Genomic DNA, 26,209 nt, shown 5'->3' on the forward strand with positions numbered 1-26,209 from the left:
AGCTCCCGCCAGGACACGAACTCCAGCCCCCGGTCGAAGGTGATCGACCGGCGCGCCTCGGCGGGCAGGGGCGACATCTCCCGGATCAGCCGGTCCATGATGGGTCGGGATTTGCGGCCCGCATTGCGCATCAGGACCGTGTATCGGGTCTTGCGCTCGACCAGCGTCGCGACATTGGCGTCTCCCTGAGCCCGTTCAAAGATCATCAGATCTCCCTCCCAGTTGCCGAACTGGCTGCGGTCGTTCACCTCCACGGGCCGCATGTGGATGCTGATCTCATCAGGAAAAACCTGATTGCGCGGCTTGCGGGCGTAGCGCGGCTTGCGCTTTCGCCTGCGTTCCGGAAGGAGCCGTGCCAGTTCGGTGGCCCGACCAGAGGCGGAATAAACATACTGGTAGATCGTCTCATGGCAGAGCTTGTGTGACGCACCAAGCTCGACCCGGAGCCGCCCGGCGATCTGCTCAGGGCTCCAGCCTTCGCGCAGGCGATCAACGACAGCGTCTCGAAGCTCGGGGAGTCGCTCGAGTTTACGTCGACGTGTGCGCCGGGCGTCTGCCAGCGCCTGTGCACTCACATGCCAGTAGCCGTCCGCCTGCGGGACTTCGGCGTCGTGCCACCAGTTGCGCTTGATCTCGCGCCGGATCGTCGAGCGATCCCGGCCGAGGATGTCGGCGATCCGCGTTCGCGGCGTCTTTGCCTGCAGCAGCCTGGCAATCGTGCGCCGTTCATCAAGCGTCAGGTTCGTGAAAGCGCGTCTCATGGCAGACTCCTGATATGCATCAGGAAACTATGCGGTGGGGCATTCCAGAATAGAAACTGCCCCGCTTACATACGTATAGTTACTAATCCGCCTTATGAGGATCTCGACTGTCGACTATGGAGAGGTTTCAACCTGAACGTCAGGCGCCTTGACTACGGGGGCCAGCGTCTCGACGTCCGTTCCTCGGCCGTCATTGAGCAGGAACAGGGCCAGAATGGCCGCGCCCACAACAAATGTGGCGAAGATGACCCGCCCAAGTTGTCGATGCATGGTTTGTTCTCGCCCTCAGGATTGCCGTGTTTCCGACCCAGGCTGTATTCGATGCCCTACCGGCCGGCGTGTGGCCGGTAGAGACTGCCGGGGTTTCGACTGGTTCAGTGACGGCGCGTCGCAGCTGTCGTGACGACGGTGACGGGGCGGGAGACACCCTGACGCCCACCCAGCCAGGCGGCGATGGCAGCGACGACAAGAGCGACAAAGGCGGCAAGAGCGCCGATGGATACGGCGTTCGCCGTGGTTTCGGCGGCCGCAACAGCGGTCTCGCGTGCCTGATCGACGGTCTCGCGATATTGCTGCTCGATCTGCGCAACCTGCTGCTGGGCCTCGGGCAATGGGATCGAGCGCATGTCGGCAAGCGCCTGTGCCGCTTCCTGCCGGGCCGTCTCACGTCCGGCTTCATCGCTCGTCGCAAGACCACGCATTGCGTTCAGCGCGCGCTGACGAAGAGCTTCGGGGTCAGTCCCGGTGGCCTCGATCTGCCGGTCCAGAGCATCCAGAGGGTTGGCATCATCAAGAGCGGGACCTGCGGCCTGCGCCACTGTCTGGCTCACGCCGCCGATCGCGCTCGACACGCCACTGAAGGCTCCGCCGACCACAGCCCCCACGGAAGACGTCAGAAGGTAGAGCATGAGAAGCGTGGTCACGGCCCAAGCCGTCAGACCGTGCAGACCGCCACATTGGCGTCCGTGCGTCCCGACAGACGGGCGGCGACAAGGCCGCCGGCGAAAGCCGCGACGATGCCCGATACCGCGTACCAGATCGCGGACACCACCGAGAACGTCGTCGCTTCAGGATTGTCCCCCGTGCCGGGATCGAGTGTCGCCGCTCCGATGCCGATGCCAAGCATGGTCAGCAGCACATGCACCACGAGGGCGATGGCCACCCCTGCAAAGATGGCTCCCCAGGAGACGTTCTTCATATGGCCCCACATGGTCGTGGGCGTTCCGGCATGTGCAGCCGTTCCTTCTGGTATCGGATTGTAGGTCATGTTGTTGTCCCTCGACACGCGGGCTCCCGGCGAGCCTCGGCTACATGTCGCTAAGGCCAGAGCAATCACGCGACCGTGAATGTTCCGTCTCGTGAGCCTAGGGCCCGAAGGACAGGGAGACTTGTGGTTTCGACGTCGATGATGCGGTTTGCCGGAACACGCGAGGCAAGCCCCGGGTTCACTCCAATCAAGAAGCTCTCTCTGACCGAGGGAGTGGAGCAGAATTTTGATATTCGAGAGGTGACATTATGGGATTGCTTGATCAGGTGCTGGGCGGAGTGTTGAACGCCCGCGGGTTGGGAAACCAATCCAACAACAGTTCGCCGCTCATCCCGATCCTCCTGGCCTTGCTGGCCAACCGGGGCGGGCAGGGCGGGGGCCTTGGAGGATTGCTGGGCGGTTTGACGGGCAGTGGAGGAAGCCTCGGTGGACCAGGCCAAGGCGCAGCGCCGAGTGGTGGCCTAGGTGGCCTGATCGACATGTTCACGCAAGCCGGACATGGCGACGCGGCGCGATCCTGGGTCTCGTCCGGCCAGAACCACTCCATCGGGCCGCGGGAGGTCGAGACAGCCTTCGGCAGGCCGACCATCGATCGTCTTTCCCAGCAGACGGGCCTTCAACGCGACGACCTGCTGTCTCAGCTTTCGGCCATCCTTCCCGATGTGGTCGATCAGCTGACACCCAAGGGTCGCCTTCCCGACGAGCAGGAGACACGTCACTGGTGACGCTTCCACCAGGGCCGGAGGACCAAGGATGCCCCCGGCCCGACAAGGGGGTCCCGCGACTCCGCATGGCATGTCGGAATGGTATCATCCTGCTTGGAACAGCCCGACCGCGACGGCTGCCAGATAAATCCACGTCACGATGAAGATCCAGGGTGATCGCGAACCGCGATCCCCGGTAAAAGGTGGTCTTCAGGGTGGGATCGGTCGGCCCGTCCTGACCGTCGCTTCGCGTGGGCCAGTAACTCGACAGATCATGCTTTTCCGCATGACTGTCCTCGAACCGTTCCTGTCGGATGCAGATCGTGAAAAAGGGCCGGATGAACCGGCCCTCGGGTTGTTGCTTGCGAGCAGATCAAAGGGTCTTCTTGGGAAGTCCGCGCTCGTCGCGATCATCCTCGATCTCGACTTCGGTGTGGCGCACGGTGTCGGAGATCGTTTCGCGGTGGCTGTCGCTGGTCTTGCGCAGGCCGATCTCCTCCACCACCCGGGCGTCCTTGGCGACCACGGCCTCTTCGCGATGCTCTTCCGCCTCGATCGTGCGGTCCCGGAAGTCCTCGTCCACGATCGCCGCACGGTCGACGGGGCGACGTTCCAGTTCCACGCGTTCCTCACGCAGATCGACGCTCTCACTCACCGGTTCTTCGACCGTATAGGCACGGACGCGGACATGACCGCGGCTGGTGTCGCGCTTGCCGACGTGCAGGCGCTCTTCCACCACGGGGATCGTCGCATCATCGGTGAGACGGTCGGCCGCAGGAGTGGCAGCAACAGGCGCGGTGCCGGCCGTCGCGTAGGAGCTGGAGGCATAACCGCCCCAACCCTCGGAGCGCCAGCTTTCCTCGCGCTCGTCCATGTTCACAGTGCCCTCGTCTTCCAGGATGGTCAGGGCCGCGTCATATTCGGCCGTCGTCAGACCCGTGACGGTGACAAGGTATCCGCCGCGCGACAGGCCTTCGGCGTAGGAGTAGCGATCCTCGTCCGGGAAGAAGTAATCTCCGAGCTTGTCCCAGAAGCCCTTGTTGGCGTCGGTGTCTCCGGCCACGCCCGCGGTCTCGGACCCGCCTTCCACACGGATCTGCGACGAGGCGATGCCCACCTCACGCAGACGTTCCACAGCCTGCTCGGCGTCGTTGCGGCTGTCGAACAGGGAGGAGATCGTCGTGTTGCCGGTCAGGTCGATGTCACTGTTGTAGGTCATGGGGCAATCCTTTTGCTGTCGTGATATGGGGGAAGGGAGGTCAGGTTTCCTCCGGGGGCAGACGTTCGACGGTCGCTGTCTGCTTCCGGGTGGTGACGGGAATATCGGTGGTCTCCCGACGCTCGGTCCGGCGGATGTGGATCTCTTCCCGCAGAAAGAGCTGTCGCGTGACGACCACGCGTTCCTCCACCACGGGGATGATGGTGAGATCGCCGTCCGTGACGACACCGGGCATCTCGTCCAGCGCACGGTCCATCGGAATGCGCGTGACGTCCACGCTGACCTCCGAGAGATCGACCGGAAGCATCGCTTCGACAGCCTCGGTGTGGGTGCTGACCCGCACCCGACCTGTGATCCGCCGTTCGGCTGACACCGTGGCCCGCTCCTCCATCAGAGGAAGGAAGTCCGTCTCTTCTTCGGCCATCGCGTCATCCCCTGTGAGGTGGTGCAACGGGGCAGACCTGACCTGCGTTCCACCGAAAACGCATGGATCGTGTAATAGCTCAGGCTGGCTGCCGTGATATTGCGTCATCTTGCGAGATAGGGGATACGAAACCGGAACATGCAGCCTCCCATATGTTCTCACAGGTGAGTTTCGTACATGTCGGACCCATTGGCGTTCCTCGATCTCAGCATTCCGATGGCCCGGCGCGTCGCGGAACACGACTGGGCCTCCACCTCCCTCGGCCCGATCGAGACATGGCCACCCGTTCTCAAGATCACGGTCAGCCTGACCCTTCGCTCCGGCTTCGCGAAATGCCTCTGCTGGGGGCCGGAACATATCGCGATCTACAACGACGCTTTCGTGCCGACCCTGGGTGACAAGGGCGACTGCCTCGGGATGCCGTTCTCGCTCATCTGGCAGGAGGCGTGGGACACCGTCGGCCCCATCGCGGCAAAGGCGATGGCGGGCGAGGCGACCTTCGTCAAGGATTTCCCGATGCGGGTCCGGCGAGATGCGAACGGATTGGCCGAGGCTTTCTTCACCTTCTCCTACAGCCCCGTCGTGGACGAGAACGGCGTCGTCCGCGGGATTATGGACACGGTGATCGAGACGACGGACCGGGTGCGCTTCGAACGCAGGGCGGCCATCAGCAACCGCGAGCTCGTCCACCGGGCCAAGAATTCCTACGCCCTCGTGACGGCCATCATCCGTCAGATCGCGCGCCAAGCCTCCTCCGTCGAGGAGTACCGCGACAAGCTGGTGCACCGGATCACCGACATGGGGCATGCGCAGGATGTCCTGTCCCTGCGCAACAGCGGCGAGGCCATGGTGGCGGATGTGGTGGAACGCATGCGGGAGCGCATTGACGGCAAAGCCGATCGCATCGCGCTGTCGGGGCCTGATGTGGCCCTGACCGACGAGGAGACCTTCGCACTGACGCTGGCCCTGTTCGAGCTGGCCACGAACTCTGCAAAGTACGGTGCGTTGTCGACCGGGACCGGACAGGTCTCGATCGATTGGTCGCTGAGCGAGCCACGACCCAATGCCACCTTCATGTTCCGCTGGAAAGAGCAGGGGGGACCGCCCGTCGCCCCGCCGCAACGCCGCGGCTTCGGCAGCTTTCTTGTGAAGCAGCTTCTGGCGGCCGAGTTCGGTGGCGAGGTGACGGTCGAGTATCCCGAGGAGGGGGTCGTCTGCCACCTGACCTGCCAGCGCAACGTCGCGACGACGACCTGACGTCAAATACTGGAACCTCACATCCTCTCTCCGGTTGCTTAGGAATGCTCCGAGATAGTGCCTGAAAGACATTCCCCACGATGCCGAACACGATACTCGTCGTTGAAGACGCCGCCCTCATCGCCATGGACCTTGTGATCGCACTGGAAGACGCGGGCTATGTGGTGGTGGGGGTGGCGGCGACCAAAGCTGCGGCTATCGCCCTTGCCGAGGCTCATTCGATCGACCTTGCAACCATGGACGTGGAGCTTGCGCAGGGCAGCAACGGAATTGATACGGCGATCGAGTTGCGTAATCGCTATGACATCCCGTCGATCTTCGTGAGCGGCAGCCTGACGGACGCGACGATCCGGAGGGCGGCGGCGGCGGACCCGATCGGATTTCTCGACAAGCCGGTGCTTGCGGAGAAGGTCCTGCACGCCGTGGAGCGCTATTTGAGCCGCCGAAGGCCTCCGGAAGTATTAGGAGACTAGAGTAAGGTTGTGTTTGATCGGATAAAATCGATCCCACTATAATCCGCCTTATGTGATATTATAACATTTGCGTTGAGGTCAATGTAGCTCAGAGCCCAAAGCTGTCACTCGCTTTTTGCTGCGGCCTGCACTCTCAACCTCCAGTAGCCGGTAACGGCATCAGCAATCCGGTCCGGTAGCCCCCCGTGTTTGCAGTGGCTCATGAAGTCGCTCAGCATCATGCCCCGCATGATCCCCATCATGTCCATGACCGCGACCGATGCATCCTCGTCAGTGAGGATGCTCGCCTGTCTGACGACATCCATCAGAAGATCATGAATCCTCGTGTTGATCTCCGCACTTTCAGGGCTGGTGGTGAGCGTCGGGTCCATGAGGATCAGTTGAAGGGTCAACTTGGGTCGCTGCAGGCGGTGCAAGGTCAGTGCCTTGGCAAAGGCAATCATGGCTTCCACGCCAGTCAGGCCCCTCAAAGCGTTTTCGCTGACCTCCATGAACTCGTTCGCTTCACGCTCGATCAGGGCGCGGATGATCGACGGCTTGTCCGAGAAGTATTGATACACGCTGCCAGGACTGACTCCGGCAACTTCGGTGATCATGTTCGTGGTCAAAGCCTCCGCTCCGCTCGTCTCCAGAATGCGAGCGGCCGCTTCGATCACGTCCTCCACCAGCTGCTTCGACCGTGCCTGCTGCGGGATTTTTCTAAGCATGATGGCGGCTTAAATTGAACATCGTTGGTGCAACCCTATGCGAGTGGTAAATACGAGCCGGTGCTCGCATTTAATATCTGACAGATCACCCGTGCAGGTAAGGGCCAGCGATGTTTCCAACACCTAAAGAGAAAAAGGAAGGTGAGCCGTGGTTCACTCTTCGTGACTACTTGTTTGGCTACAACATGGGTGCGGCGACGCTCCAAATCATCATGGCAGGCGCTGCGGTCGTCGTGGTGTATTCAGTGATCAACCTTCTCCTCTCCATGTGACGTTCAAATGATAAAAGTGACGGCGATCCAGACCGGAACTGTGACGATAAAATCGGCACAGGCGGCCGGTCGGGAGGGCCGGTCGGCGGTCCAACGCAAGATCGACATGTTGAAAGACACGACCTGGACCGACCCGTTGCCGATCCTGTGTTATCTGATCGAGCATCCGGAAGGCCGTTTCATGGTGGATACCGGGGACACGTGGAGGAACTCGGTGCCCGGCTACCTTCCGCGTTGGAATCCATTCTACACGCGCGAGGTCCTCGTGAAGGTTGCCCCTCACGAGGAGGTCGGAGAACGACTGCGTGATCTCGGAATTGACTCGGCGAGGGACATAACTGCAGTTCTGATGACGCACATGCATCATGATCATGCCGGTGGCATCCACAATTTCCCACATGCCCGCTTCATCGTCCCGCGCCAGAACTGGAAAGTTGCACGCTCACTGGCCGGGATGGTCCAAGGCAATCTTCCTCAGCGCTGGCCAAGCTGGCTGAAGCCTGAACTGATCGAACCGCTCGCCTCATCCGTGGGACCGTTTGAGACGTCCTATCCGGTCACCACCGACGGGAGGATCGTCATGGTGCCTACGCCTGGACATGCGAAGGGACACATGTCGGTCATCGTGCGGGATACGGAAGTGTCCTATTTCATCACCGGTGATGCCACCTATGACGAGAAAAACTTGCGAGCCGATCTCGTGGATGGGGTGACATACGACCCTGATGTCTCCAAACGCAGCCAAGCGCTTATACGCAAATATGCTGCCAGTCACCCGACCATCATCCTGCCCGCGCATGACTTTCACGCTGCTGCAAGGTTGGCGGCGGAACAGGTTTATGCCACCTGAGCTAATGGCGGCTTTGTCCCATGATCGTCGTCCAGAGCCCGAAGCTGACGTCCGCGGTCCATGTTGTAGTCACCTCAGATGAGAGGCGACAATCAGAGTTTGGCATGGAGCAGGGTCCAGCCGCCGCAGTTGGCTCTTCTGCCCCGCTGCGGCCCCTTTTGCGCGTCTGCGGCGAAGACGCAAACTTCAAATTCCACGTCGTAACCTCGCAATATTCACCATCGGCTTCGATCTCACAAACCGGCAAAATCAAAATGGTTTTATCACTATCAGCGCCAGCCAATTCTATCGAAACCTGATCTCTAAATTGTACGAAATAGTACCTTCTGTTGTCCGGAAGGTTTCATCAGTTTATTTTAAGAATGGGTGCCTGTTTCTGGTTAGCTGTCTGTATTTGTATAGTTGGCAGGTACCGCCTGATATTGGATCTGCGTCCTGCGATGCAGCAATCGTAGGAGGGGGCCGGATTGCAAACGACTGACGGACCGATTGGCGGTCATGCAGATGCGGAGCATCGTCTGAGAGAGGCCAATCATAGGATATGCAATACTCTCCAGATGTTGTCGTCCATGGTAAGACTGGAACTCGCACTCCTTCCCGCCTCTGACGCGGGCCGCGATTGTCTGGCCAATGTCTCGAACAGGCTTGCGTCGGCCGCACGCCTTCACCGCGCGATGTCGCAGACGTCCGGTTCCGAGCCTGTAGATTTCATCGTGTATCTCCAGCCGATCTGCGAGGATCTCGCGAACACGCTCAACGTTCCGATCGAGCTGTTCGGCAGCGGGGTCCTCATGCCGCTGTCGGATGCGGAAGAGATGGCACTTGTCATCGGCGAACTGGTGACCAACACCCGCAAGCACAATCCGATCGGTCTGGCCCCCGTTTCCGCCAAGGTGCTGGTGCAAAGGCTGAACGAGGAGACCCGCGTGTTCTATCGTGATGATGGTGTGGGACTGCCAGGGGATTTTTCTCTTGCCGAAAGCAACGGAATCGGAATGCACATCATCCAGCACTCCCTGGGGAAGCTGAAGGCTTCGCTCACGCCCTCCTGTGGAAAGGGCGCAGGGTTTCGCATCGATCTTCCAGCGCGCAGTCACGCACCTGTCTGAGGTGGTATGAGGCGAATGTATTCGGCTTCCGAAATGCCGTAGGAGCCATCCGCTTCTGCCTCGAGCCCTACACGGTCGAGGATGATGATTTGCCCCCGTTCGGCGCGTATGAGCCTCTTCCCCTCGAGGATATGTGTTCCCTCGGTCACTCCGGCACGCCGGACACCCAGCATCAACGCCAGGAACTCGTGGGTCAGCACCACCCTGTTGCCATCGGTGCGATCGTGGCACATGAGGATCCAACGGGCCAGACGCTCGGGAACCTTGGCGTGGCCATTGGACAGGGCGGTTTGGGCCAGTTGAACGATGATGCTGTGGATGTAGCGCAGAAAATGCGTGTGCAGCGTCCAGCTGGCTTGCTGAAGGTCGGAAAGCCGATTGGTTTCAATCCGGAGACCCATGCCAAGGATCTGCATGAAGATGTTGCTCGGCGAACAGGTCCCCGTCGTGATCGCCCCGATGCCGGACATGCCTTCGTAGCCGAAGAGCCCGGCTTCTATCTGTCTGTTGCCATCGGAATAGGTCACGACGGACGCGACGCCGGTGACCGGAAAATACGCGTAGGCCGGGGCCGCATCCGCAGACTCGAGGACGAAACCCTTTCCAAGATCGACAAGTTCGAGATGCGGCTCGATCAGCGCGCGATCGGCTACCGAAAGGTGGTCGATAAGAATATTAACGCCCGGGTGGGATGGTATCCGCTTCTGCATGAGTGCTCTTGTCCAAGAGGGCAAGAGCACCTGTCGAAGTCTCTCAGCTGATCGCGCCCATTCCGGTCGATCAGTTTGTGCCCGCTATCACAAAAGCAGGTTTGTGTCTAACGAGTGTGCGGAACCGTACGTTATCGGAAGCAGAGCGGCGTTGTCGCAAGGTTTCCTTTTGCAAGCTCCGGTTTTCCCACATCGCACCCATTTGCTCGCAACGATCACGAAACCAAAACCAAAACCGAAGCAAACCAGCCGTTTCCGGATGTCCAGCTTCCGCCAAGGGGGGGTCACTGCACGAAAGTGACATTTACGTACGATAGGCGCGGACGAACGGCGAACGGCAAGGATGGGTGGAAACCGGACCGGCCGCTTTAGAGCATAACTGCCGCTCGTTCACACTTTCTGGTCGGCTACCAAGCAAGCCGAAATCGGGCGTTCAGGCCCAAGTTGTCGGTTCCTAGAAGCGAATGCACGCCTCTCCCCGGGAATTTTTACGATCAAGAGATTGTTCGAAATTATCCGGGCACGCCAGATTCTTTAAAAGCCTAAATAGCTTAGCGGCTCCCTTGGCGGAGCCACTAAGCCGTGCTGCGACACTGGTCGCGTATATGTCGCTTTTGGCGGATTGCAGGTGCAAGGCGCAACCTCAGGCCTGGCGCCGCACTGTGTCCGAATTCGGGTCTGGTCAGACAAGGGGCAGCGTGGAGTCGGTTGTGATCACCGCAACTGACTGTCCTTGCTGCCCCGCCGATTGAACGCTGCGGCTAGCGGCCGGTCGCGGCTGCCCTGGCAGGTCACGCAGGTGCGCACCCCGGGTATGGCGCGGCGGCGACCCTCGGGGATGTCGTCGCCGCAGATTGCACAATATGGCTCACTCGCTCCGCTGGGCATGCTTGCCCGGGCGGCCAGCACCGCGTCCGCCACCGTATCGTCGATCTGATCCTGAACCGCGCCATCGCGCGTCCAACCGCCGGCCATCTGCCTCTCCTTATCTGCGTAATATGGGATGCAGGCGACGTCGGTGCCATCGCGAATGCGCTATCGGATGTCCGCTTCTGGATAGCCGTTCACGTTGCGCGGACGACCGCTCAGCGTCAGACTACTTAGGCGATTGTCCGGAGGCCGGCTCGATCGGGCTGCTGGCCACCGGGACGACGTGCAGGCCGAGCGCCTGCTCCAGCCAAGAAGGCATCACGGGCTACAGCATGGGGAGCCGGCGCGGCCGGGGGCCGAGCGGAAACGCCGCGTCGATCCGGGCGAGCTCGGCGTCCGTCAGCCGCAGTGCGCCGGCGGCCGCATTGTCGGCGGCGTGCTCGGCGCTGGTCGCCTTGGGGATGGCGAGCAGCGACGGTCGCCGTACCAGGAAGCGGAGCACCACCTGGCGCGCGGTCGCGCCGTGGCTCGCCGCGATCTCCTCCAACACTCGTCCGCCCGGCGTGCGTGGGCCGGGAAAGTCGCCATGGCCGAACGGGCTGTAGGCGACGACGGCGACGCCGTGCTCCTCGCACCAGGGCAGCACGGCGTGCTCGATCGCGCGCTCGCCCAGGTGGTAGAGCACCTGGTTGCACGCGATCCGGCCTTCGCCGCCCGCCTTCCACGCGGCATCGAGGTCGGGCACGTCGAAGTTGCTCAAGCCCCAGGAAAGGATCTTGCCCTGCTCGCGGAGCCGCTCGAAACCGGCGAAGGTCTCCTCGAGCGGGTGCAAGCCGGGCCAGTGCAGGAGGTAGCAGTCGAGCCGGTCGGTGCGCAGGCGCGCAAGCGAGCGCTCGCAGGCCGCCACGGTCCCGGCACGAGAGGCGTTGGTCGGCAAAACCTTGGAGACGAGAAAGACCTCGTCGCGCCGCCCGGCGATCGCCTCGCCGACCACGATCTCGGCGTCGCCGTACATCTCGGCGGTGTCGATGTGGGTCATGCCGAGATCGAGGCCGCGGCGCAGCGCGGCGACCGCGGTGGGCCGGTGCGCGTCGTCGATGTACCAAGTGCCCTGGCCGATCACCGGGACTTCGCGCGGCACGGGGCCGAATGGGCGCCGCTCCATAGTCTCCGGTCCCGGCGAAGACGGCCCCTGCTGCGCGGCGGCGGGTGTCACGCGGTCACCGCCTGCGGCGACACCTGCTCGAATCCGTCCGTCACTAGGATCGCAACCTTCAGGCCGATGAGAGTCTCATTCACCATCTCTCCATCTCCTACGACAAGTTGTCGCTTCGAAATTCGCTTCGTCTACCCCGAACGCTTCAACCAACTAACCGTCTGACCCGCGGCACGCCCTCGTCCGACCGGCGACGCGGACCGTGCCTTCCCACTCAAACTTGCGCTTCGTGCAGCCCCTGGGCTGATCCGCACCGCCCCGCGGGCGCCACCTGCTCTACGCGGGCTGCTTCTCCGCGACGACGTCGAGCTGCTCGATCGTGGGCTTCTCGAAGAGCACGCCCGTGTTCTCACCGAGCGCTTTCGCGACCTCACCCGACAGGTGCGCCTGGCGCCCGTCTTCGTCGGGAAAGGCGTCGAAGATCCCGAACGACGAGGGCCCGAACTGGATTCCGAACCACCTGACGGTCTTGGGCTCCCCTTCGACGATCGACAGCCCCTGGTTCAAGAAGCCGCGGACATCGTCCTCCCTGCCGGGTAGTGCTTCGAGGCGTACCAGAAGCGCTTTGCTGACCTGCGTTGCCATATTGAATCTCTTCTTTGCTTGGTTCGGGTTGTCGCGATGATCAGAACGCGAAGATCATCACCCGGCCCTGGTTGGAGCTCTGGATGCCGTAGAACTGCTTGCCGGGCTGAGCGTTCTCGGCCAAGTCCTTGGTGGCGATGTCGAAGGCGCGCGCCGTGAAGGCCTTGTTGATCGAGATGTCGACGCTGCCCACCCACGCGTGGTCCATGCGGATGTGGGAGACGAGGTTGCCGCCCGCGTCGACCACGGCCACGTTGCTCGGCGACCCGATCTCGCCCGCCTTGGCCTGACCGGCGGCGATCACGCGCTGAGCGTCTTCGAGCGATACGGATTCTTGCTTGATGGTCATGGCATCCTGCTTAGGTTGATCACTTGGATTTGTCGACCGGCGTTTTACGGTCGCCGCGCCGCCGTCTCTTCGGTGCGCCACAGCTGCGTCTGGGGACGATCATAGGCCACTGCATGCGGGCATAATTGAGCGTCTTCGACCATAGTATTCGACGGCATCGCGTCACCGACGAAAGGAAAAAAGCGCGGTTGGCAGCGAAGCGGGCGCGCCCGGCTTGTACCAGTTCGTATCCTGAATATGCGAGGCAGTCACGTAGATGGTCCCGTCGGGGCCCTCCGACAGCGTATCGGGCCAGCGCAGCCTCTTGTCGGTCACCACCGGCTCCAGCGCATCGCCCGTCCAACATTTCACCGAATTGTCGGTTGGCGAGGTGACGTAGAGCGTGTCGTCGCTGCCAATCCAGAGTCCGTCCGCGACGTTGGTCGTGCCGACGGTCTTCACGGCCGCTTCGACGTCGGGGGTCGGAGTGCCCTTGCCCAGTTTCGATGTTTCGATCGAATAGAGCGTGCGGCCGGTCAGCGCCTGCCAGTAAAGCGTCGCTCCATCGTTGGAGATCGCGAGGCTGTCCGACGAGAAGGTCGGCTGGCGGCCGTCGGGCCGGCGCAGGGGCTTGCCGTCGATCTCGACGATCACGTCCTTCTCGACCTGCGTCGACTTATGGCCGTCGAGCGCGCGAAAGGCGTCGCCGGTATCAAGGTCGACGACGATGATCGCGCCGCGCGTGCCGGAATCGGTGATATAGCCGGTCTTGCCGTCAGCGCTGAAGCGGATGTCGTTGAGGTAAGTGCCCTGCAGGGCCACCGTCTCGTCGAACAGGATCGTCTTGGTGACCTGGTCGGTGGCGAGGTCGACACGAACCAGCTTGGGGCCGCCGGGAAGGATTTTCTCATTGCCGGGCGCGGCGGGATCGAGCACCCACAAGGCGCCCCGACCATCCGCCACGATCGATTGCACGCAGACGAAAAACGCGCCGACCGGCATCTCGTTCGCCTTGGCGTTGCGCCACGAATTCCATTTTTCGTCCGGATAGGCCTTGAGCTTTCCGTTCGGCAGCAGCTCGGCGACCGAGATTGCCGCGTCGTCGGTCCAGCGCGGGAAACTGACGAAGATCCGGCCATCCGCGGTGACGCTTATCCCGGTCACCTGGTGGTCGAAATCCGCCACCTTGGTGAGCTTCGAATCCGTGCCCGCCGACTTAAACGCGAACAAGGCTCCGGCGGCCGCGGTGCCGGCGACGGCAGCGCCAACGAGCGCCTTTTGCTTCGTGTCCATCAGACTGTCCTTTCAGGTCGTTGAGGCTCGATTCGATAGGGTTAACTAACCGGGTGAGCAGCCGGTTCCGGACCATTCTATCCGACAAATTAAATGGTGGCTTGACGACAGGAACGGTTTGTCAGACGGTTGGTTCACCTGACATTCACCCGAGGGAGATCCGAAATGCGCGCGCTTTGCTGGCACGGAAAAGGCGACGTTCGGGTGGACACCGTCCCCGATCCCGAGATCAAGCATCCGCGCGACGTGATCATCAAGATCACCGCCTGCGCTATCTGCGGCTCCGACCTCCATTTGTTCGACGGCTACCAGCCGACGATGGAGGCCGGCGACATCATGGGCCACGAGAATATGGGCGAGGTGGTCGAGGTCGGTTCAGAAATCACAAACCTGCAAAAAGGCGACCGCGTCGTCGTCCCGTTCACGATCAGCTGCGGCTCGTGCTGGTTCTGCAAGCAAGGGCTGTTCTCCTGCTGCGACACCACCAACCCCAATGCCGAGATGGCGATCAAGGCGATGGGCCATTCGCCCGCCGGCCTGTTCGGCTTCAGCCACATGCTCGGCGGCTATTGCGGCGGCCAGGCCGAATATCTGCGCGTACCGATGGCCGATGTCGGGCCGATCAAGGTCCCGGACAATATCACGGACGAGCAGGCTTTGTTCCTGTCCGACATCTTCCCGACCGGCTACATGGCGGCCGAGAACGCCCAGATAAAGCCCGGCGACACGGTGGCGGTATGGGGCTGCGGCCCCGTCGGCCAGTTCGCGATCCGATCGGCGATCATGATGGGAGCGGGCCGTGTAATCGCGATCGACGAGGTGCCCGAGCGGCTCGCCATGGCCGAGGCCGGCGGCGCCGAGACGATCAACTTCGCCGATGTCGACGTTTATGACGAGCTGATGGCGCGCACCGACAATCGCGGCCCCGACAGCGCGATCGACTGTGTCGGCTGCGAGGCATCCGCTCACGGCTCCGCCGACGCGATGCTCGACAAGGCCAAAGCGACCGTCTTCCTCGCTACCGACCGCGTCCACGTCCTTCGCCAGGCGATCTTCAGCGTCCGCAAGGGCGGCACGATCTCGATCCCCGGCGTCTATGTCGGCATGGGTGACAAGCTCCCGATCGGGGCGGCCATGAACAAGGGCCTGACCCTCAAGATGGGGCAGACCCACGTCCAGGCCTATACCAAGCCGCTGCTCGACAAGATCATCGCCGGCGAGATCGACCCGAGCTTCGTCGTCACCCACCCCGCCAGCCTCGAGGATGCTCCCGAACTGTACAAGCAGTTCCGCGACAAGGAGAACGGCGTCATCAAGGTGGTTCTGCGGCCCTGAGACGCAGCAGGCTCAATGCGATCTGGATTGTCGTCGTCGATGAAACCTACGTCTCCTATGCCGGAGCATGCTGGTTAGGCAGGGACGGGCTGATGGCTTCCACGCATGGTGCTGAGCACGGGCTGAAGCGCTTCGCAGGATTCACCGACGCGGTCTTCGCGATCGCGCTGACGTTGCTGTTCGTCGAAATCGTGCCGCCCGGCAGTCCGGACGGGCCGCCCGCCGCTGCGGACGTCGCGCGGGCGGTCGCCGAACAGTGGCGGGATCACCTGGCGCTGATCGTCAGCTTCCTCGGCATCGGCATCTACTGGCTACAGCATTATTACAGCGGCAGTCTCTACGCCAAGAGCGATCATGTTTTCAGTCTGATCAACCTGGGCTTCCTGTTCGGCATCATGGCGTTGCCGTATCCGTCACGGCTTTGGGCTTTTCACTTGGGCAGCGCGGGAGAGTAGAGCAGCAGCATCGCGAAGCCGAGCCGGCTCGACGCTCCCCGTCGTTCACCGACAAGATCGAGATCTTCGCGGCTGAGGGTAAAGTGCCGGCCGATTTCGCGCTCGTCGCTCGGGGGATCATAATGCTGCACGAGCGCCTCGCGTGTCAGCAACCGCCGCCTTGCCATGCGTTACGACCTTTCCCGCCCCTGTCCGTCAGACGGTCGTCTGGCGGTCAGCATGAATATGTCCGTTAACTCTGGACCTGAGATGGCGATTCGGACAAGAATGTAAATCGATGGGAAAACGGACAGATCGAGACCGGCCGTGGCGCTAATTGGCTATGCGCGGGTCTCGACCGGGGATCAGAAGCTGGCGCTCCAGCATGACGCGCTGAACGCGGTCGGATGCGAGCGTATCTTCGACGACCACGCATCGGGCGCAAAGACCGATCGACCGGGTCTGGCCGAAGCGCTCGCCTATTTGCGCGATGGCGATACGCTTATTGTCTGGAAGCTCGACCGGCTTGGCCGCTCAATGAGCCACCTCATCGAGAAGGTTGGCGAACTCGACGCGCGCGGCGTGGGCTTCCGTTCGCTCACCGAGCAGATTGACACCACTACTTCCGGCGGGATGCTGGTGTTTAACATCTTCGGCTCTCTCGCCCAGTTCGAGCGCGACCTGATCCGCGAACGCACCAACGCCGGGCTGAAGGCGGCGCGCGAGAGGGGAAGCGTTGGCGGCAGACGTCCGGTCATCACGCCGGACAAACTGCGGAAGGCGCGCGACCATATCGCATCCGGACTGACCGTCCGTGAAGCCGCCACCCGCCTCAAGGTCGGGAAAACCGCCCTCTACAAGGCGCTCGAAGGCGCGGCGGCAAAAGCAAAAGCCTGACGTTCTGCCTTCGTTCGCCTCTGGCGTACGTAAATGTCACTTTCGTGCAGTGATCCCAAGGGTGTCCCTAGATTGGCGAAAGAGGCCGCAAGGGGTTGCCTCCTTGGACAGGATCAATGCCGTCGTGGTGGAAACCAGCGGCGGCATCAGCATTATCCTGACGGGCAACTAGGCACGGAACGTCCGCAATGTCCCACGAGCCGCCGCACCGGCCGGTGACAAGCGCGGTGTTGCTCAGAGCTCGAAGCTGACTTTGACGCCAGCCGCGGTACGGCTGACGTCCGTGTTAGGCAAACACAGCCAGCTTAGGCCGGAACACCACCTTTCAGACCTGTTGCATTCCGCCGTCGACGAACAATTCCACGCCTGCGATGAAGCTCGCCTCATCGCTGAGAAGGAAAAGCGCGGCAGAGGCAACTTCGCTTGGGCGCGCCATGCGCCCCATTGGGATAGTGGCAACGATGGCTGCACGAACGTCGTCGGGAACCGCCGCCATCATCTCGGTATCCGTCGAGGCAGGTGCCAGAACGTTGACGCGGATGCCCCGCGAGACCAGCTCGGCCGTCCAGGTGCGGGCGTAAGCCCGAACAGCCGCCTTTGTCGCACCGTAGGTCGCATAGTCGGCAATGCCCGCGCTCCCGGCGACCGAGCCCATCAGAACGACGGATCCCCCTTCACGCATGAAAGGGACCGCTGCCTGAAACCCGAAGACCAGTCCCTTCACGTTGACCGAGAACAGACGGTCGAAATGTTCGGGGGTCATTTGGCCCAGTGACGCCGGCTCCGATAGGCCGGCGTTGAGGACCAGCGCGTCGAGGTGCTCGTGCTCTTGCCGGATCGTCTGCACCACCTGCGCCAGATCCTCGGCGTTGCTCGCGTCTGCGACAAGGCCGCGCGCGCCATGGCCGATAGTCTTCGCGGCGTGTTCGACATCCGCAGATTGCCGTCCGGTCAGATAGACCGTTGCGCCTTCGGCGGCCAGCCGCTCGGCGATCGCCCGACCGATCCCTTTCGCGCCGCCAACGACCAGCGCGATCTTGCCCGTCATGCGTGCCATGATCATGTCCTCATACTGGGGCATCATTTCACGGCCCGAGCGGCCTGCGCGATCACTTCGGCCACCTCGTCGGGGCTCGTCATCGGCAGCATGTGGCCATTCTCGATCTCGACGACAGTCGAACCCGCGCGTCTGGCCATGCGGCGCTGCAGACCTGTCGCGATGACCCGGTCCTCGGTGGCGATGACGGCCCAGCTCGGTTTGCCGCTCCAGGCCGCAGCATCCACCTCGTGCGCGAGATTCGCCGAGTTGGTCATCGGCTGGGACCTTGCGAGGAAGCGCGCGCTTTCCTCAGAGAGGCCGTTGCCGTTCAGCGAGACAAAGGCCTCTTCACCCACCAGGAAATGACCATCGTCAAAGATCCTGAGCTTGTCGGCCATGAATTCCGTCGGCTCCGAGGCCAGCAACATGTTGGCGCTTTCCCCGGTGTCCGGCTGAAACGATGCGACATAGACGAGGCCCTTCACGTCTGGGTCGCCACCGGCTTCGGTGATGATCACGCCGCCATAGGAATGACTGACAAGCAGCACCGGGCCGTCCTGAACGTCCAGGTTTCGCTGGACCGCCGCGATGTCATCCTCGACAGATGTCATCGGCATTTGAGAGATCGTGACGTTGAAGTCTTGTGCGATCAGGCGATCGTAGACCTCTCGCCAGGTGCTGCCATCGACGTTTCCGCCATGAACCAGAACGATGTTCTGAACGTCAGCGGCGGCCACGCCCGGCAGCGCCATCATGGTGCCGAGTGCTACGCCCCCGGACAGGAATAGAGTGCGAAAATTGGTCATTAGGGTGTCTCTGTTGCTGATCGATATCGGGGATCAGAGATAGCCATAGCATCTGCCGATCACTATACTGATTGAAATTATAGCACCTATCACTGAGGTTTATGAATGAATCGTCGCGATCTCCCCGACCTGCTCTTGTTTCAGGTGGTGGCCGAGGAGGGCAGCTTCACCCGCGCCGCCCTGCGGCTCGGGCGCGCGCAGTCGGGGATCAGTCAGGCGATCGCCGCACTGGAACAACGCATAGGCCTGCCCCTGCTGGCGCGGACGACGCGCAACGTGCGTCCGACCGAGGCCGGACAGCGCCTTCTGAACTCGTTGAACCCGGCGCTTCGGCTGATCGAGGAGGGGTTGACCGAGCTCCGAGAGGCGCGCGGCGGCGTGGTCGGCACCTTACGTCTGACGTCAATCGAATACCCGGCACGGGCAATCATGATTCCCGCGCTGACGGGATTCATGGAGCAGTATCCAAACGTGATCGTGGATCTGCGCATCAGCGACCGGCTTACCGACATCGTCGAAGCCGGGTTCGATGCCGGCATCCGGATGGGTGCGCATCTGGAGCAGGACATGTCGGCCGTGCCCCTCGGCCCCGACCTGCGCGCGGTGGTCATCGGCTCGCCAGACTACTTTGCCCGGCGCGGTGTGCCAAAGCGTCTGGAAGATCTCGCCGACCACGCCTGCCTGAACTATCGCCATGCGAGCCACAGCGACCTGTTCCGATGGTCGTTCAGGCAAGGCGAACGTCGTATCGAGATGGCTGTCAAAGGTCCGCTGATCGCCGACGATGCCCATGTGCTGATCGAAGCCGCGCTGGCGGGGCAAGGGTTGATCTACCTGTTCGAGCCATACGTCTCGGAGCATCTGGCGAGGGGCCGTCTTCGGACATGCCTCGAAGAGTTCTGCCCGCTCTGGTCGGGGTATCATCTCTACTACCCCGGCAGGCATCAGAAATCCGCCGCGCTTGCGGCGCTGGTCGATTACCTACGGTCCAGAAAGCTGCGATGAGGGGGAAATCGTCTATCGCGCTTATCCGTGCATTGGTGCCGACGAATGTCGGCTTCATCCCCGAGCAGACTCCCCCGAACGATGGTCGTCCCCCTTCAGGGTCGGGAGGTCAGCCATGATGATCTGATCTATGGCGTTGACGTCAGGATATGAGTCTTGAGCCTAATGCTTTGGCACGGCTGGTTTTATCCTCTAGTCTCTCCTCATCACATCATGAGGAACCGACATGCGCCTTACCCGCAGCATCAGCGCCGCCCTCTTCTCGGCCATGGCCGCGATTGCCACCTTCGTTTCGCCAAATGAGGCGGAGGCTTATGACATCGACTGCAAGCTGATCCTGTGCCTGGCGGGTGGCTTCCCCTCCTCCTGTGGCGATGCCCATGACCACATGATCGACCGGCTGCGCGACGGGAAATCCCCTATCGGCACCTGCCTCATGTCGGATGGCGCGGAATACAAGAACTACGAGATCGACTACAGCTTTGCCAACCGCACCAGCTCCGAGGCCTGGATATGTCCCGAGGGCAAGAGCAAGCATTTCAGCCGGGGCTACGACGGCGACAGCCGCGAGGTCATCAAGGTGTTCTGCTACGACGAACGCCTCCGCCTGGGCTACGGCACCAACAGCGATGAAACGTATTATTACACCGGCGTTTCGACCCCCGAATACAAGAACATGCGGGTTCAGATCACGGTCGAACCCGGCACCGAGGCCGAATACACCAATGGCGTGCAACGCTATCGAACCAGCACTTCCCATGGCACTGGCACCCGGGTGACCTTCCGCCCGTGAATATCCGCCTCGCCATCATGGCCCTTGTCTTGTCGGCACCCTGCGCGGTCGCGCAAAGGTGCCTTCCACCGGAACAGCCCTACCCTTACGAGCCTCCGACCGATGATCTGGAATTGCGCGAGATCGTGCGCGACCAGTATCAGACCTATATCGAGGAGGCGGAGGGCTACATGAATTGCCTGCAATCCGAGATCGGCCGCGCCCAGACGGAAACCCGAGAAGTCTTGAACCGCTGGGTTCAATACTTTGGGCCGGAAGCCAGAATGCGCTATGACGAGGACGATATGGCCTTTCGCTAAAATGGCAGAAAGGACTTTGTGGAAGAGCCGTCAAAACTTCAGTATCGACAAAGAGCGGGCACTTTCCCGCACAGATGCAGCAGAGGAAAGTGCATGATGGACCAACTGGATTCGATGGACCTGTCCGAGCTGAAGGCGCTGAGGAAGCAGGTGGAAAAAGCCATCGAGTCCTTCGAGACGCGCCGGAAGAAAGCCGCCCTTGAAGCGTTGGAAGCCACGGCCAAAGAACAAGGCTTCTCCCTTTCTGAGTTGTTGGACGCCGCAGGCGCGACGAAAACCCGTGGTCAAGCGGCGGCCCCAAAGTTCGCCAATCCGCACAATCCGGATGAGACGTGGAGCGGCCGTGGCCGCAAACCGCGCTGGTTTATCGAAGCGATCGAAGCCGGCAAGACACCAGACGATCTTGCCATCTGAACGCCGCGCCCTGTCCTGGTTTCGGCCAGGACAGGGCGCGCTGATCCCGTAAACGGGTGCCTTACGACCTGCCACATGGTTATTGCGATCGGACGACCTGAAGTCGGACCTTGACGGGCGGGGGGGGATCACAGGGTGTCAGGGAATGAATGTTCCTCATTCGTGCGCCTAAATCATGTCCGTAACTCGCGGACGGACAGGATCACGAAGTCTGATACGAGGCTGACAAGATGGACGTGTCCAAGGACGAGGTGCGCGAAGCCGTGAAGTCCGAGGGCAACAGCCGCGAAAAGGTCGAGCGCAAGCTGGACAAGAATTGAGTCGATGACGGGCCGAGTAGGAAGATCCCGCCCGATCCGGCCCATTACATATCAGGAGACGGTCAGCCGGTATCGCGCCGTTACAAACGTAGACGGCATGGGCAAAGCCCTGATCGAGCATTGCGACCAAGCCGACCCTGATTATTTGGCCGCAGCCAAATCCTGCATCGCCCTTGCCGAGGGGCAAGGTGATGCCGAGCTGGTCCGCACCGCCTTCATCAGAGCCATGACGACAGCCGGGGTTTTCGTGCGAGAGGCATAGGTCAGAACACCTCCCTCATCCCGTGTGGTCTAGGGCTTCGGCACCTTGCGCTCGATTTCTTTCAGATCGGCATGGGCTTTCCGCAGCCTATCCGTCAGGGTCTGGATTCTGGCATCGTCATCCTTTGCCCCCGCCAATGACACTTGATAGTCGAGTTCGGCTTCGATCCCCCAGATAGTTTGCTTGAGAGACGTGGTTTCGGCTGCAAGGTCAGTCATAGACTTCTCTCGTGGAAAGAGGCGAATGGACAGAAGCTAGCCTTCAAAGGGTCCGTTCGGCAAATCTCTTGTTTCACCGATCAAGGGTTGGGGCATCGTATTCAACTCTTTTGTTCATGGCGCATCCCTCGTGCCGTTGGGTCTAGGGCTTGCGCCCTGGACCTCTCGGCCCGAGTGACCGCGCTCCAGGCTCCGGCCGTTCCGGCCTGCGCCCCGAACCTCGCTCGCCCCTTCTTCCTTCGCGCCCTGAATACGCGTCCAGCTCGCGCGACCTGGCGCACGGGTGCCGTGCCTAGATAGCTGCGGGCCTTGAAGATCGAAGGAGATCCGCGCGAAAGGCGCGGCTCGATCCATGCAGGGGGATTCGGCTTTGGCCGAACGCCCCTGCCCCCTTGGGCCACGCCCCATAGGCGTGTCCGTTTCGGGAACCGCTGGTTCCCCCGTCAACCCGAAAATGCGGCACTGCGCGTCGGCCCCTCCCCATCTTCCTCCGCCTCGTGCCTCGGCTCCGTGCAGACGGGGTCCCTCCGCCGCTCCGTTGGATTTTCAAGTTGCCGGGTCCCCCTCCGGCCCTCGCCGGGAGGCAGTCCGCGAAGGAGAGGCGCGGGCAAGCCGCGTCTCACCTTCACGGCCAGCCCCAATTTTAGAAGGGGGCGCTACCCGAGCCGGAAGATCACGCAACGCGAACCGGAAAGGGGGTGAGAGAATGGCAGTTGAAGTTCTGACACAGCGCATCGCGGAAGCGAGAGAGCTTGTCAGGAAGGGCGATCTTTTTGGAATCGGACGCCGCTTCCTGAACCAGCACGGGGTCATCTGACCCTGCCGTGTCGTCCCCTTTCGGGGGCGGCACACCCGAACCCTAACCCAAGATCGCAACGCCGATCAAGTCACCACGAGAGAAAACCCATGAACATGAAGCCTAACACCGACACCGCCGCCGCCGTCATCGAGTATGTGCCGCTGGCCGACCTCTACCTGTCCGACCTGAACCCGCGCCAAGAAGCCGACCCCGAGGGGATCGCGCTCCTGGCCCAAAGCATTCTGACCTGCGGGCTGGTGCAGAACCTTGCGGGCCTTCGCGACGACGCGGGCCGCATCGGGATTGTTGCGGGTGGCCGTCGCCTTCGCGCCCTCGCCATTGCCGCCGAGCAGAACCCCGCGCTGGCACTGGTGCCGGTTCGTCTCGCCTCCACTGCGCTGACTGCACAGGCATGGGCGAACGCGGAAAACTCCGCCCGCGAAGCCCTCGCCCCCGCCGATGAAATCCGCGCCTATGGCCGGATGCGGGACGCGGGCGCACTGGCCCCGAGCATCGCCAAGGCGTTCGGCGTGACCGAGGCCCACGTTTACCGTCGCCTGAAACTGGCCGACCTGCCTGCCCCCGTGATGGACGCGCTGGCCGCAGGGCAGATCAGCCTTGCCACCGCCGCCGCCTTCACCGTGTCGAACGACGAGGCGCTGACCCTGACCGTGCTGGATCGCGTGAAGGCGCACCCCTACTACAGCGAACACCAGATCAAGTCCCTGCTGACCCCCAACAGCCTGCAAGCCAGCGACCGCCGCGCCCTGTTTGTGGGATTGGACGCCTACGAAGCCGCAGGGGGAAGCCTGACCCGCGACCTGTTTTCGGACAAAGTGTTCCTGACCGATCCAGCCCTGCTGCTGCGCTTGTTTGACGAGAAGCTGGCAGCCGAGGCCGCAGACCTGACCGCCGCAGGGTGGAAGTGGGTGCAGATCGAGGCCGAAGAGTCTTATATTTCCTACTCCGTGACGGACAAGCTGATCCGCCTGTCCCCCATGTCGGAGCCGCTGACCGAGGCCGAGGCCGAGGAATGGGACGAGTTGGCCGAACTGGCGGACGGCGACGTGCTGGACGACGAGGGCAAGGCCCGCATGGAGGAACTGGACGACAAACAGGCCCCCTACTTCACCGCCGAGCAGAAGGCCCAAGGGGGAGCATGGGTCTACGTGGACAGCAACGGCAAGGCTTGCACGAAACTCGGTTATGTCCGTCGCGCGGATGCCGCCGAGGCCGCAGACGCGGGGATCATCGCCGCCGACCGTTCGGGCAGCGCCGATACGGCCCCCGCAGAGAAAGGCCCTTACAGCGCCAAGCTGATCGAGGACATGAAGGCCGTCCGCCTGAACGCCGCGCAGACCGCGCTTCTGTCGAAGCCGAACCTTGTTCTGGACCTTCTGGCCTTCGCCTTGTCGCCAGAGGCGGGCCTTTATCACAGCATCTTGGACATTCGCACCGGAACGCCGTCCATCGTCCCGACGCAGGAGGAAGGGCTGAAACTGGACCCGCGCCTGAACCAGCGGGCGACCTCGCGCAACATCGACCTTGGCGGTGCCTTTGCCGCCTTCCGCGCCAAGGGCCAGAAGCACCGCAACGCCGCCCTGACCGAAGCCGTTGCCCGCACCCTGAACTACGGATGCGGTGGATACGACGCCACCCCGCTTTTCGAGCGGCTTGAAGACGAGTCGGGCGCGTCCATCCGCGCCGTCTGGACCCCGACCGCCGCCAACTTCTTCGGGCGCGTCTCGGGCGGGACGCTGGACGACCTGTTCAAAGACCTGCTGGAACAAGACGAGGACAGCCCCGCTTTCAAATCCTTCCGCAGCTTGAAGAAGGGGGCGAAAGCCGAGGCGATGGAGGCCATCTTTGCCGATCCGAAAGGCAGCGAATGGCCCGTGACCGATGCCCAAGCCGCCAAGATCGCGGAATGGGTGCCGGACTGCGCCTGACACCACCGAGGGGCGGACGGCCCGCCCCTCACCCGCTTACATTTCGGGACGAAACAGATGCAGCACTATATCGCGACCTACTGGAACAGCACCGCCTGGACGGACCTGCATGACGAACCCCTGACGTTCAAGGATGCCGAAGATAAGGCGACCTCCGCCTTGTTGAAGGGAAGCGGCCCGACGCGGCTGCGCCCTGCCGGTCAAGCCGATTACCTGTCGGATATTTCCGCCGAGCAGATCGACGCGCTCCACGCCTACGCCACCCAGTATGGCAAGGACTGGAAAGACTATCTGGGCATCGAATGGCAATGCGCCACCGCGCCCGCGCTCCTGCACCGGCTTCGCAACACGCACGGGCCAAGCTGGCTTGCCGCTTTCACGTTCCCGCAGGATGACCTATCCTGATCCGGCAATTCGGTCCTCGGACCAGACCCTATTCCTTGTGGTGAGGAATTGACCTGCCGCCCCTTCGGGGGCGGCTTTTTTCGTTGCGGGATCGCACGTCCCGCGCCAAAGCATCCCCCATGAAAGTTATCTACGATCATACGGCGCGCACCTTCACGATGCAGGGCCAGTTCCTGACCAGCACCTATCCCATCGAGGAGTTTCCCGGCTGGCTGGAGTTCTATCGCGGGATGCAGGCCAACTATCCGAAGGCCAAGGGTACCTACGATGCCACGGTCATCGCCCTTGAAGCTTTCGCAAAGGAATTGCCCGTCCGGTCAAGTTGACCAGGAGGGCGACGAGCCGATGGCCCGCCGCCCTCCTGATCCGGTGCTACCCGCGCGGGGGTCGCTGCGCGGCATGTCATGGTCGTGTCGAAGTGCAGCGGACGAAAGTCCTACCGCCTTGCCTCGCCTAGCGTCGGACCCGATCCTGCTTTTGACTCACTGTCAGACCCATCGACGGCTTTCACCAACGATATGACGTGTGCGCGGTCGAACTTCGCCGGAAACTCGAAGAACGGTATTGCAGCCTGCGAACAAGCGCGTCTCTTGATCTTGTCGCTTTCTTCCGCGCGGATGCGGCTTTGGCGGGTGTTGCCGTAATGTCCGCTGCCTTGGTATTCCACCACCGCCGCCACCGCCAAACCTGGATCGAGGACCACGAAATCGGCCCGCTTCGAGTTCACCGACATATACCGGCGATAGTCGCGGTTCTTCAGAAATGATCCGTAGGAAACTTGGCACATGACGGTCCAGCCGGAAGGCAGTTCTCCGCGCAGCATCTTGAACAACCGTTCCTCGGTCTTGTTCATCAATGCCCTGCGCTCGAAAGGCGGCGCGAATATAGGCCCCTTTTGCATCAGGAAAGCGATGCCCAGAAGCGCGACGACTGCCAAGACGATCATGGTCAGATTGTAAGATGTCGCATCCATAGGTTGAATCCCGTTGGTCAAGGCAAGGTTGAGTTCAGCGCGGTTCTATAATTACCGACCGTTGCGGCTCAACCCTGCGTTCATGGCGCCTCCCTCGTGCCGTTCGGTCTAGGGCTGTCGCCCTGGCCCTGCCTGCCCGAGTGACCGCGCTCCAGGCTCCGGCCGTTCCGGCCTCCGCCCCGAACCTCGCTCGCCCCTTCTCCCTTCGCGCCAGGA

Annotated in this window: 34 protein-coding genes and 1 pseudogene; 18 read left to right on the top strand and 17 right to left on the bottom strand. The window is 62.1% G+C overall.

Annotation, left to right across the window (positions count from 1 at the left end; translation table 11 throughout):
- The 3 genes from ACSHZY_RS18075 to ACSHZY_RS18085 all read right to left on the bottom strand — a co-directional run.
- Positions 1 to 761: IS30 family transposase (locus ACSHZY_RS18075; RefSeq protein WP_435171527.1), on the bottom strand; the 761-nt coding region annotated here is incomplete at its 3' end.
- Positions 762 to 1,135: 374 nt separating this feature from the next.
- On the bottom strand, positions 1,136 to 1,684 hold the full coding sequence (locus ACSHZY_RS18080; RefSeq protein ID WP_435171529.1) for a hypothetical protein: 549 nt from the start codon (positions 1,682 to 1,684) through the stop codon (positions 1,136 to 1,138).
- A gap of 11 nt (positions 1,685 to 1,695) precedes the next feature.
- Positions 1,696 to 2,028 (bottom strand): hypothetical protein, encoded by a 333-nt coding sequence (locus ACSHZY_RS18085; protein ID WP_435171531.1) that lies wholly within the window; start codon positions 2,026 to 2,028, stop codon positions 1,696 to 1,698.
- 248 nt (positions 2,029 to 2,276) lie between these two features.
- Here ACSHZY_RS18085 and ACSHZY_RS18090 point away from each other — a divergent pair, with 248 nt between their 5' ends.
- Complete coding sequence (locus ACSHZY_RS18090) at positions 2,277 to 2,753, top strand: YidB family protein (protein WP_435171533.1); 477 nt, start codon at positions 2,277 to 2,279, stop codon at positions 2,751 to 2,753.
- 352 nt (positions 2,754 to 3,105) lie between these two features.
- On the opposite strand, the gene ACSHZY_RS18095 is transcribed toward ACSHZY_RS18090, so the two are convergent.
- Entirely contained in the window at positions 3,106 to 3,951 is an 846-nt protein-coding gene (locus ACSHZY_RS18095) for a YsnF/AvaK domain-containing protein (protein WP_435171534.1), read from the bottom strand.
- Positions 3,952 to 3,991: 40 nt separating this feature from the next.
- The gene (locus ACSHZY_RS18100) at positions 3,992 to 4,375 is read right to left on the bottom strand and encodes a YsnF/AvaK domain-containing protein (protein WP_435171536.1); all 384 of its coding nucleotides are present in this window, start codon (positions 4,373 to 4,375) and stop codon (positions 3,992 to 3,994) included.
- Positions 4,376 to 4,552: 177 nt separating this feature from the next.
- Here ACSHZY_RS18100 and ACSHZY_RS18105 point away from each other — a divergent pair, with 177 nt between their 5' ends.
- Together ACSHZY_RS18105 and ACSHZY_RS18110 are read left to right on the top strand one after the other, a co-directional pair.
- Positions 4,553 to 5,632, top strand: a complete 1,080-nt coding sequence (locus ACSHZY_RS18105; RefSeq protein ID WP_435171538.1) for a sensor histidine kinase — start codon at positions 4,553 to 4,555, stop codon at positions 5,630 to 5,632.
- An 80-nt stretch (positions 5,633 to 5,712) separates the two neighbouring features.
- A complete protein-coding gene (locus tag ACSHZY_RS18110) occupies positions 5,713 to 6,105 on the top strand; it encodes a response regulator (RefSeq protein WP_435171540.1) in 393 nt (130 codons plus the stop codon).
- A gap of 104 nt (positions 6,106 to 6,209) precedes the next feature.
- On the opposite strand, the gene ACSHZY_RS18115 is transcribed toward ACSHZY_RS18110, so the two are convergent.
- Positions 6,210 to 6,812: a TetR/AcrR family transcriptional regulator gene (locus ACSHZY_RS18115; RefSeq protein ID WP_435171541.1), complete on the bottom strand. Its 603-nt coding sequence runs from the start codon at positions 6,810 to 6,812 to the stop codon at positions 6,210 to 6,212.
- A gap of 110 nt (positions 6,813 to 6,922) precedes the next feature.
- Here ACSHZY_RS18115 and ACSHZY_RS18120 point away from each other — a divergent pair, with 110 nt between their 5' ends.
- The 3 genes from ACSHZY_RS18120 to ACSHZY_RS18130 all read left to right on the top strand — a co-directional run bounded on the left by ACSHZY_RS18120 (position 6,923) and on the right by ACSHZY_RS18130 (position 9,043).
- Positions 6,923 to 7,084: a hypothetical protein gene (locus ACSHZY_RS18120; protein ID WP_435171543.1), complete on the top strand. Its 162-nt coding sequence runs from the start codon at positions 6,923 to 6,925 to the stop codon at positions 7,082 to 7,084.
- Between the two features lie 7 nt (positions 7,085 to 7,091).
- Positions 7,092 to 7,934 (top strand): N-acyl homoserine lactonase family protein, encoded by an 843-nt coding sequence (locus tag ACSHZY_RS18125; RefSeq protein ID WP_435171544.1) that lies wholly within the window; start codon positions 7,092 to 7,094, stop codon positions 7,932 to 7,934.
- Positions 7,935 to 8,401: 467 nt separating this feature from the next.
- Positions 8,402 to 9,043, top strand: a complete 642-nt coding sequence (locus ACSHZY_RS18130) for a sensor histidine kinase (protein ID WP_435171546.1) — start codon at positions 8,402 to 8,404, stop codon at positions 9,041 to 9,043.
- On the opposite strand, the gene ACSHZY_RS18135 is transcribed toward ACSHZY_RS18130, so the two are convergent.
- The 6 genes from ACSHZY_RS18135 to ACSHZY_RS18160 form a co-directional block, all read right to left on the bottom strand.
- Positions 9,028 to 9,753: a Crp/Fnr family transcriptional regulator gene (locus ACSHZY_RS18135; protein WP_435171548.1), complete on the bottom strand. Its 726-nt coding sequence runs from the start codon at positions 9,751 to 9,753 to the stop codon at positions 9,028 to 9,030. The two genes, ACSHZY_RS18130 and ACSHZY_RS18135, sit on opposite strands and share 16 nt — an antisense overlap.
- Before the next feature lie 714 nt (positions 9,754 to 10,467).
- On the bottom strand, positions 10,468 to 10,728 hold the full coding sequence (locus tag ACSHZY_RS18140) for a DksA/TraR family C4-type zinc finger protein (protein WP_435171550.1): 261 nt from the start codon (positions 10,726 to 10,728) through the stop codon (positions 10,468 to 10,470).
- 220 nt (positions 10,729 to 10,948) lie between these two features.
- Positions 10,949 to 11,764, bottom strand: coding sequence for an aldo/keto reductase (locus ACSHZY_RS18145; protein ID WP_435171552.1), 816 nt, complete (start codon positions 11,762 to 11,764; stop codon positions 10,949 to 10,951).
- 351 nt (positions 11,765 to 12,115) lie between these two features.
- Positions 12,116 to 12,424, bottom strand: coding sequence for a putative quinol monooxygenase (locus tag ACSHZY_RS18150; RefSeq protein ID WP_019200130.1), 309 nt, complete (start codon positions 12,422 to 12,424; stop codon positions 12,116 to 12,118).
- A gap of 40 nt (positions 12,425 to 12,464) precedes the next feature.
- The gene (locus tag ACSHZY_RS18155; protein ID WP_435171554.1) at positions 12,465 to 12,773 is read right to left on the bottom strand and encodes a GlcG/HbpS family heme-binding protein; all 309 of its coding nucleotides are present in this window, start codon (positions 12,771 to 12,773) and stop codon (positions 12,465 to 12,467) included.
- A 162-nt stretch (positions 12,774 to 12,935) separates the two neighbouring features.
- Positions 12,936 to 14,045 (bottom strand): L-dopachrome tautomerase-related protein, encoded by a 1,110-nt coding sequence (locus ACSHZY_RS18160; protein ID WP_435171556.1) that lies wholly within the window; start codon positions 14,043 to 14,045, stop codon positions 12,936 to 12,938.
- A 165-nt stretch (positions 14,046 to 14,210) separates the two neighbouring features.
- On the opposite strand from ACSHZY_RS18160, the gene ACSHZY_RS18165 reads away from it, so the two are divergent.
- Positions 14,211 to 15,380 carry a zinc-dependent alcohol dehydrogenase gene (locus ACSHZY_RS18165; RefSeq protein WP_435171557.1) on the top strand — a complete coding sequence of 390 codons (1,170 nt, stop codon included), beginning with the start codon at positions 14,211 to 14,213 and terminating at the stop codon, positions 15,378 to 15,380.
- A 92-nt stretch (positions 15,381 to 15,472) separates the two neighbouring features.
- Complete coding sequence (locus ACSHZY_RS18170; RefSeq protein ID WP_435171558.1) at positions 15,473 to 15,835, top strand: TMEM175 family protein; 363 nt, start codon at positions 15,473 to 15,475, stop codon at positions 15,833 to 15,835.
- On the opposite strand, the gene ACSHZY_RS18175 is transcribed toward ACSHZY_RS18170, so the two are convergent.
- A complete protein-coding gene (locus ACSHZY_RS18175; RefSeq protein ID WP_435171560.1) occupies positions 15,811 to 15,987 on the bottom strand; it encodes a DUF4158 domain-containing protein in 177 nt (58 codons plus the stop codon). The genes ACSHZY_RS18170 and ACSHZY_RS18175 overlap by 25 nt on opposite strands.
- A gap of 154 nt (positions 15,988 to 16,141) precedes the next feature.
- Between ACSHZY_RS18175 and ACSHZY_RS18180 the strand changes: the two genes are divergently transcribed.
- Entirely contained in the window at positions 16,142 to 16,711 is a 570-nt protein-coding gene (locus tag ACSHZY_RS18180) for a recombinase family protein (protein WP_435171561.1), read from the top strand.
- Positions 16,712 to 17,036: 325 nt separating this feature from the next.
- On the opposite strand, the gene ACSHZY_RS18185 is transcribed toward ACSHZY_RS18180, so the two are convergent.
- Positions 17,037 to 17,768: an SDR family NAD(P)-dependent oxidoreductase gene (locus tag ACSHZY_RS18185; protein WP_435171563.1), complete on the bottom strand. Its 732-nt coding sequence runs from the start codon at positions 17,766 to 17,768 to the stop codon at positions 17,037 to 17,039.
- A gap of 23 nt (positions 17,769 to 17,791) precedes the next feature.
- Positions 17,792 to 18,556 (bottom strand): alpha/beta fold hydrolase, encoded by a 765-nt coding sequence (locus ACSHZY_RS18190; RefSeq protein WP_435171565.1) that lies wholly within the window; start codon positions 18,554 to 18,556, stop codon positions 17,792 to 17,794.
- Positions 18,557 to 18,661: 105 nt separating this feature from the next.
- Here ACSHZY_RS18190 and ACSHZY_RS18195 point away from each other — a divergent pair, with 105 nt between their 5' ends.
- The 6 genes and pseudogenes from ACSHZY_RS18195 to ACSHZY_RS18220 all read left to right on the top strand — a co-directional run bounded on the left by ACSHZY_RS18195 (position 18,662) and on the right by ACSHZY_RS18220 (position 21,649).
- Entirely contained in the window at positions 18,662 to 19,561 is a 900-nt protein-coding gene (locus ACSHZY_RS18195) for a LysR family transcriptional regulator (RefSeq protein WP_435171567.1), read from the top strand.
- A 226-nt stretch (positions 19,562 to 19,787) separates the two neighbouring features.
- Positions 19,788 to 20,354 (top strand): hypothetical protein, encoded by a 567-nt coding sequence (locus ACSHZY_RS18200; RefSeq protein WP_435171568.1) that lies wholly within the window; start codon positions 19,788 to 19,790, stop codon positions 20,352 to 20,354.
- Entirely contained in the window at positions 20,351 to 20,653 is a 303-nt protein-coding gene (locus ACSHZY_RS18205; RefSeq protein WP_435171569.1) for a hypothetical protein, read from the top strand. The genes ACSHZY_RS18200 and ACSHZY_RS18205 overlap by 4 nt, the downstream gene beginning before the upstream one ends.
- Before the next feature lie 93 nt (positions 20,654 to 20,746).
- Positions 20,747 to 21,067 (top strand): H-NS family nucleoid-associated regulatory protein, encoded by a 321-nt coding sequence (locus tag ACSHZY_RS18210; protein WP_435171571.1) that lies wholly within the window; start codon positions 20,747 to 20,749, stop codon positions 21,065 to 21,067.
- Positions 21,068 to 21,294: 227 nt separating this feature from the next.
- Positions 21,295 to 21,387 (top strand): annotated as a pseudogene (locus ACSHZY_RS18215) (DUF3606 domain-containing protein); the annotation flags it as partial.
- 97 nt (positions 21,388 to 21,484) lie between these two features.
- On the top strand, positions 21,485 to 21,649 hold the full coding sequence (locus ACSHZY_RS18220) for a hypothetical protein (RefSeq protein WP_435171573.1): 165 nt from the start codon (positions 21,485 to 21,487) through the stop codon (positions 21,647 to 21,649).
- A 29-nt stretch (positions 21,650 to 21,678) separates the two neighbouring features.
- Here ACSHZY_RS18220 and ACSHZY_RS18225 read toward each other — a convergent pair whose 3' ends face one another.
- Positions 21,679 to 21,867, bottom strand: coding sequence for a hypothetical protein (locus tag ACSHZY_RS18225; protein ID WP_435171575.1), 189 nt, complete (start codon positions 21,865 to 21,867; stop codon positions 21,679 to 21,681).
- 906 nt (positions 21,868 to 22,773) lie between these two features.
- On the opposite strand from ACSHZY_RS18225, the gene ACSHZY_RS18230 reads away from it, so the two are divergent.
- The 3 genes from ACSHZY_RS18230 (at position 22,774) to ACSHZY_RS18240 (ending at position 25,346) form a co-directional block, all read left to right on the top strand.
- Entirely contained in the window at positions 22,774 to 24,615 is a 1,842-nt protein-coding gene (locus ACSHZY_RS18230) for a ParB/RepB/Spo0J family partition protein (RefSeq protein WP_435171577.1), read from the top strand.
- Positions 24,616 to 24,672: 57 nt separating this feature from the next.
- Positions 24,673 to 25,020: a hypothetical protein gene (locus ACSHZY_RS18235; protein WP_435171579.1), complete on the top strand. Its 348-nt coding sequence runs from the start codon at positions 24,673 to 24,675 to the stop codon at positions 25,018 to 25,020.
- A 119-nt stretch (positions 25,021 to 25,139) separates the two neighbouring features.
- Positions 25,140 to 25,346 (top strand): hypothetical protein, encoded by a 207-nt coding sequence (locus ACSHZY_RS18240; protein WP_435171580.1) that lies wholly within the window; start codon positions 25,140 to 25,142, stop codon positions 25,344 to 25,346.
- A gap of 110 nt (positions 25,347 to 25,456) precedes the next feature.
- Here the strand turns inward: ACSHZY_RS18240 and ACSHZY_RS18245 are convergent, their stop codons facing one another.
- Positions 25,457 to 26,014: a DUF2726 domain-containing protein gene (locus tag ACSHZY_RS18245; protein WP_435171582.1), complete on the bottom strand. Its 558-nt coding sequence runs from the start codon at positions 26,012 to 26,014 to the stop codon at positions 25,457 to 25,459.
- Positions 26,015 to 26,209: the final 195 nt, after the last annotated feature.

The sequence above is a fragment of the Falsirhodobacter sp. 1013 genome (assembly GCF_051195255.1).
GTDB lineage: Bacteria > Pseudomonadota > Alphaproteobacteria > Rhodobacterales > Rhodobacteraceae > Falsirhodobacter.